Source organism: Sphingobacterium sp. UBA6645, assembly GCF_002455685.1.
GTDB classification, from domain to species: Bacteria; Bacteroidota; Bacteroidia; order Sphingobacteriales; family Sphingobacteriaceae; genus Sphingobacterium; species Sphingobacterium hotanense.
In genome coordinates this window covers 64593-71238 of record NZ_DKLH01000085.1, presented here as the reverse complement: position 1 = coordinate 71238, position 6646 = coordinate 64593, and the positions used below count along the sequence as shown (strand labels likewise).

General features: G+C 44.0%; 4 protein-coding genes. All 4 read right to left on the bottom strand.

All coding sequences use genetic code 11. The annotated features are described in order from the left end of the window. Positions 1–395 (bottom strand): RNA polymerase sigma factor (locus B2400_RS15545; RefSeq protein ID WP_293934737.1); only part of this gene is annotated, 395 nt, incomplete at its 3' end. Positions 396–566: 171 nt separating this feature from the next. After that, entirely contained in the window at positions 567–1400 is an 834-nt protein-coding gene (locus B2400_RS15540) for a hypothetical protein (RefSeq protein ID WP_286650192.1), read from the bottom strand. A 19-nt stretch (positions 1401–1419) separates the two neighbouring features. After that, entirely contained in the window at positions 1420–3111 is a 1692-nt protein-coding gene (locus B2400_RS15535; RefSeq protein ID WP_286650191.1) for a RagB/SusD family nutrient uptake outer membrane protein, read from the bottom strand. A 9-nt stretch (positions 3112–3120) separates the two neighbouring features. Further along, entirely contained in the window at positions 3121–6537 is a 3417-nt protein-coding gene (locus tag B2400_RS15530) for a SusC/RagA family TonB-linked outer membrane protein (protein WP_286650190.1), read from the bottom strand. Between the last annotated feature and the right edge of the window lie 109 nt (positions 6538–6646).

The window sequence follows — 6646 nt, the reverse complement described above, 5'->3', positions numbered from 1 at the left end:
TGCTTGGGGAGCCTTTCTATTTCTTTCACGACTAATTCCAGCAACTCAAAGTATATGATCTTTGTCAACATATCCTTGTCTGGATTTTCTAATTCATACAACCACTCTTCTTCATGCTCGAATCGGAGGCGTCCCTGTTTTACGTAATCTAAGCAAGCATTTTTGGTAACCAGATAAAGGAAGGACTTAATGGTCTCCGCGCAGCTAAAATTTGATTTTCTTTCCCATAATTTGACATATGCATCCGAAACGATTTCCTCGCTAATGAGTTTATCTTTGACCATTTTCATGGCAAAGAAACGAAGTGAATGAGCATAACTATCCATGAAGAAACTGAGGGCTGATTCCTTTCCAGCGCGCAAATCAAGTATTTGCTTTTCAAAGTTCTTATTCATGTGATTTTTAAGTTGTATAACTGGCTACCGTAAATTTAACATTAAAAAATGAAATGCAAGGGCTAACTATTAGTTTAATCTTAGCTTAGACGTTAAAAAAGCAAATATGACAAAGGGCTGTATCTCTTTCGATGATACAGCCCTATTCACACTAACTATTAATTTATTGATTTATTCGGCTCGAAATACCCAAAACCATGCAGTTCCCCAAGCTGCGGCGCCTGGTTCGGCATAGCTGAGGATCATTTTTTCGTTGTTCAGAATCATTATATCGTATTCATAAACCGGTGCATTGCCCTCATTTGGAGATTTGCCACATAGTACGGTGACACCCCTTGTAGTAAGTTTGCCTTTTGCCCAGACCGTTCCGTCATCAAGCTTGGTGACTTTGGTCATATCAAATGAGAATGCTCCTTCTTCTTTTTCTCCTGTAGATTTTACCTTGGTCAACCTGGCTCCCCGAAGGCTGAACGTCATCTTTGCGCCAATGCCTTCACCCGGTGCTTGCCCGTTAATATCGGCCTCTTTCAATGTCCACCAGGCGGGAGCAGAGTTGCCTAGATAACCACCATTGCCCCATACGGCGGGTGCTGTTTCATCCCATTTCCAATTCCGTTCGGTTCCTCCCGTTAGGTATCCCCATTCTAATGGCACAGGGAAGGTCAGTTCATCAACCGTTACTTCCACTTTTTTAGTGATTTTGGTGCCCTCTGGATTTAAACCGGTGAAGATGATTTCACTCGTTCCTGTGGTCACCAATAGAACGGTATCGGTTTTTTTCTGCGTAGTTCCGGTTCCAAAGTCCCAAGAGGAAAGAACGGGACTTTTATTGTCAAGCACGACTTTATTGGATTTTTTTCCATTGATGATCACCGGAGTCGCCGTAATGTCTAATTGGTCGGCAGTAATGGTATTGCCAAGTTCCATACGGTCTTCAATCGGCTCGCAGGCATATGCCAATAATCCGAGGATTAGGAGGCCGATATATGTTATAATTTGTTTCATGATTAAGCTCTATTTGATATTACCAACCTGTAAATTCCGCTGCTGGCGTTCCCCAACCTTTGTTTTGTGTTAATACACCGTCTGTTAGGGTTATTTCTGAGTTTGGAATCGCCCAGAATCCACCTGTTGCTTCGTAGCGAGCTTTATATCCGCCGCCAAAGCCTTTCATCGCTGTATTGACGCCTTTGTTTTTGATGGTAACCCCTTCTTGTTTCGCTAAGGCATCTGCCGCGTCATGCCAGCGCATTAGATCGAAATAACGCAATCCCTCGAACGCTAGTTCCCAACGTCGTTCACGCTTTAATGCGGCGAGTGAGTAAGCTACAGCTGGTAGTTTTGCTCTTGCGCGAACGCGATTGAGATTTGTTGCGTCCTCTTTTAGCTCGGCGTGCATCAGGAGCACATCGGCGAAGCGAATCAAGACCAAGTCTTGCGTATGTGCAAGTTGATAGTCTACCGCTGCAGCGTCGCTTAAGACTGCATAAGAGGGTAGTAGAGCACCTTCGCGATAGGCGGTTACAGGGATGTACTTCTTTTGCCAAAAACCAGTTTCTTCCATCTGATTATCTGCACCATAGACGTAATCTTGTAAATCTACATCCGCATTGATAATAGATGCGGTTCTACGGATATCGGTCGGTTCAGCTTGTCGCCATTCGTTCCATAAACTAGTATTGACAGGTCCTGCTCCCCAACCTTGCCCAAATGGAAAAGTACCGGCAAGCCCATTGTTAGAGCGCAAACCGAAATGTAATAAATACTGATTGGAATAGCCGAGAATATATTGATCGCCCCAATCTGCCAAAGTTCCAAATTTTACAGCAAAGACGGTTTCCATATGTCCATCGCCGACCCATTTAAGGTTGTTATCTTTCGCGTATTCATAGTCTTTCGCGGTATGTTCATTGCTGTACGGCCAAAGGTTTCTAAATTCAGGGACTAGATTGTGTCCTGAGTTTTGGATACAATCCTCGAGATGCTGAATTACTAAATTTTTAGCTATAGTTCCGCCGCCAGCGACTGGCAAGTCTGCTTTTTTATAATACCCCGTATAGAAAAGATAGGCTCTCGCCAATAGGGCTTGTGCTGCCCATTTTGTTGCATGGCCCGAAGGAACTGCATTATAGGCACGTGCCGGGATCAGCTCTATAGCCTTCTGCAGGTCAAATGCTATTTGCGCGAATATTTCATCGGCTGAAGCCTTTGGTTTGACAGTAGCGACAGATTCGACGAGTAAAGGTACTTCACCAAACATTTGAGCGAGTTCGAAATAATATAGTGCGCGAAGAAAGTGTACTTCTCCGAGCAGTTGGTTTTTCTCCGCATCACCGCTCCATCCGGAAACCTTATCGAGGGTTTCAATTGCCGTGTTTGCACGGAATATTCCCTCGTATCGTGCTTCCCAAAAGTTAAGGAAGCGATCGGGTTGCGTATTCATTAAATGATCTAGGCCTTGCATATCACGGTCATTCTCTCCTCCGCCACCGAAGCGGTCGTCGGATGCGAGTTCGGCCATGTAAAAGTGACTGTGCTGTGGGTTGGAAACTGCACGACTAAGGCTAGCATATATTCCGGTGAGCATCTGATTGGCATCTGCGACGTTCACCGGGAAATTACCTGTATTCTTTTTATCTAAGCTATCCGTGTCCAGGAACTTTTCGCAAGAGGTCATGAGGAATGCGGTAGCTAATAGTATGATTGTCTTTTTCATGATCTTCGATTAAAATTTAAGGTTAACACCAAACATATAAGTCCTAGGTTGTGGATAGAATCCCAAGTCGATTCCGGAAACCCAAGGTGCCGTATCTCCATATCCTACTTCTGGGTCCATACCTGAATAGCCGGTAAAGGTGTAAAGGTTTTGTACGGTGAAATAAAGACGTGTTTGGCTGAATGGTAACTTTGGAAATAGCTTAGCAAAGTCATAACCGATAGTAATATTCTGCAGTTTCAGGAAATCAGCATCTTCAATATATAAGTCGGACACATACTGATTGTTGGTGTGACTTCCGGAGGTTAGCCTAGGTATCTTGTTAGACGTTCCTTCGCCATGCCATCTACCAAATATTTCTGTCGTATAATTCTGCAAGGGGCTATCTGCAAACGAACGGTAGGACTTAGCTACCTGTTGGCCAAAGGCGCCGAAAGCTGTTGCTGCGAAGTCGAAGCCTTTATAGCCTAAGCTGATATTCATACCTGCAGTAAAATCGGGATGTGGATTTCCAATCATTACTTTATCCGCATCAGTGATGGAGCCGTCTTGGTTCGTATCGACAAAATAAAGATCTCCCGGTTGTGCAGTTGGTAATACCCCAAATCCATTGGCCCTAAGGTCATTAATCTGTTCTTGTGTTTGGAAGACCCCGTTTGTTCTGTATCCGTAGAAATAACCAATTGGAAAGTCAACCTGCGCACGATACATTTCCGTGGTTCCTTGACTCAGTACATGGTTCTCACCGTGGATAATGCCTTCATCATTTTCGATTTTCAACACTTTGTTTTTATTGTAGGCACCATTTATTCCTATGCTATAACGGAAATCCTGTTTCTTATCGCTCCAGTTTAAGCCGAGTTCGACACCCTTATTTTGAACTTCACCACCGTTCACATAGGGTGCACCCGTTCCGAATATTTTTGGGATGGGCGCTTGTACCAACCAGTCTATTGTTTTCTTGTTGTACCAGTCGAATACAACCGCGAACCTATCTTGTGCGAAGCGAGCGTCGAAGCCTATATTAAGTTGGTCTGAGGTTTCCCAAGTGACAATTGGATTGGAGAGAATATCAGGGTAAGCGCCCTTAATCAACGTATTCTTATTGTTTCCGAAATAATAGCCATTGCGATTATCGATGGCTATGGTGGAAAGGTAATTGAAGTTCGGGATACTTTGGTTACCATTTTGTCCCCAGCTGGCACGTAATTTAAAGAAGTCCAGCCATTCGGAGGTTGCTTCCATAAAGTCTTCACTGCTCAATACCCAACCAACAGAAACAGAAGGGTAGTAGCCCCAGCGTTCGCCCGCGGCGAAATTGGAGGATCCATCGGCACGCAGACTCACGCTGGCCATATATTTTTCCTTATAGTTGTATATCGCACGCGCAAAAAACGAAGCAAGGCTTCCTTGTCCCCATCCCATTCCGCTTACTGCAGGAATATAGCCATCATAGCCTTGGGCATTGGAGATCCAAGCATGTTCCCAGCTATTGGGGAAGGATGAGTTGGTATGTGTCGCACTTAGGTCCGAGCCCATGCCTGATTTCTCTAAAGACTGACCAATGAGGAAGTCGAAATCATGGCCGCCGTTCGTCGCATAACGGTAGTTCACTGTGTTTTCAACGACCCAGCTGTATCCCATTCCTTGATTTTGGGAGATATCGTCATCGGCATTGACCAAAGTGGTAGATAGTTGGTATGCGGGGGTATATTGTCTGTAGTTGTAACTGTTCATTTTATAGCCGAAGCTGCTTCTCCATTTTAGATTTTTAATGGGTTGCACTTCCAGGTAGGCATTGATATTCAATGCGTGACTGTTGCTCAAGTTTTGACCTCTGCGGTACACCATCTCAGCAATAGGATTCGCGATAGCGCCATCCAATCCCCATTTGTCTGCAACTTTGCTTGGTTGGTCGTAGTATTCGCCTTCTGCATTGTAGAGTGGAAGCAATGGGTTTCCAACCAACAAATTGTGGATATCATTCCAGAAAATATTTCCGATACCCAATCCCGTTTTCTTATTAAATGTATATGTAATGTTTTCGCCAAATTTGATAATATCGAACGCTTCATTTTTTAGGATGACATGATCGGAATTTAAGCGGACGTTATTTCTTTTGTAGTCTGGCTGTACCGGTTTACCAAAAATTCCCTCACGGTGGCTGTTAGAATAACCAAAGGAGAATTTGGAGGCGTCAGTTCCACCGAGGAGGGAAACTGCGGTATTAAATAAGGTTGCATTTTCGTTGTAAGCCTCTTTAATCCAATTTGTGCCATTCCATGTGCCATCTTGGATTTGTTGGTACTGTTTAGGAATGATGCTCTCCCAATTATACGGGGTTGAACCCTCATTAAATCGACGTTCATCTTGAATGATCATGTATTCCTTTGCCGTTAGGAGGGAGGGCAGCTTTTGCGCTTGCTGCATGCCTAAATAGGAATCGAGATAAACAGACATTTTGCCGGCTTTCCCTTGTTTAGTGGTCACCAGGATAATCCCGTTAGCTGCTCTTGAACCGTAGATTGCCGCCGATGCTGCATCTTTCAAAACATCGATACTTTCAATATCAGCAGGGTTTAGGTTATTGATGTCACCCCCCGGTACACCATCGATAACATATAGAGGGTTGGAGTTATGTATGGTTCCGAGTCCGCGTATCGTGACTTTATAATTCTCTCCTGGCATCCCTGAACTTTGGGTAATTTGGACCCCAGGGGATTGGCTTTGCATGGCTTCGAGTACATTCGGTGTGCTCAGTTTTTCGATGTCTTCCCCTTTAACCTGTACAGTGGCACCAGTGTTTAATTTCTTTTTCTGAGTTCCATATCCAATAACGATAACCTCATCCAAATCGCTCATTTCTTCCTTAAGGTTGATACGGATGGTCGTTCTACCATTCAATGAAGTTTCAGCGCGCAAGTATCCGAGATAGGTGACAACGATTGTTGCATTGCTATTTACACCTTCCAATTCGAAATCACCTTGTTCATTTGTGGTTGTTCCCAAGTTGGTACCTTTGACAGTCACCGAGGCTCCGGCAATCGGTTTTCCATCGTCGCCGACGACCTTTCCAGAGATTCGTTGCTGAACAGCGGTTTGTCTCTTTTCGCTATTATCGATCAATCGCTTCTGTAGGTCGGTTCGCAGAATAATCGTTCCGCCGGATATTTCCCAAGAGATGGGTTTGTCGGCTAGAATCAAAGCCAATGCTTTTTGTAGTTCGACCTGTTTCAATTCGGCGTCAATCTTAGTATTCGCTAATTCTTTTCCTTGCAGCAGAAAGGGCGTGCCACTTTGTTGCTGTACTTTCCGCATGACCTCAATCAGAGGGCTATTGACCGCTTTTAGCGAGACATGCTGTGCGAAGCCATTTGCAGATAGCTTAAACACACATAAGACGGTTAAAAAAAAGGTTAATTTCATATGGAGTACCCATGGTTTTATTTTCGGTATTGCGCAACTGCGCGTACCATCGTTTTGTTGTATAAAAATCATATTTTTGTACAATTAGGATTAAACATTGGTTAAGGAT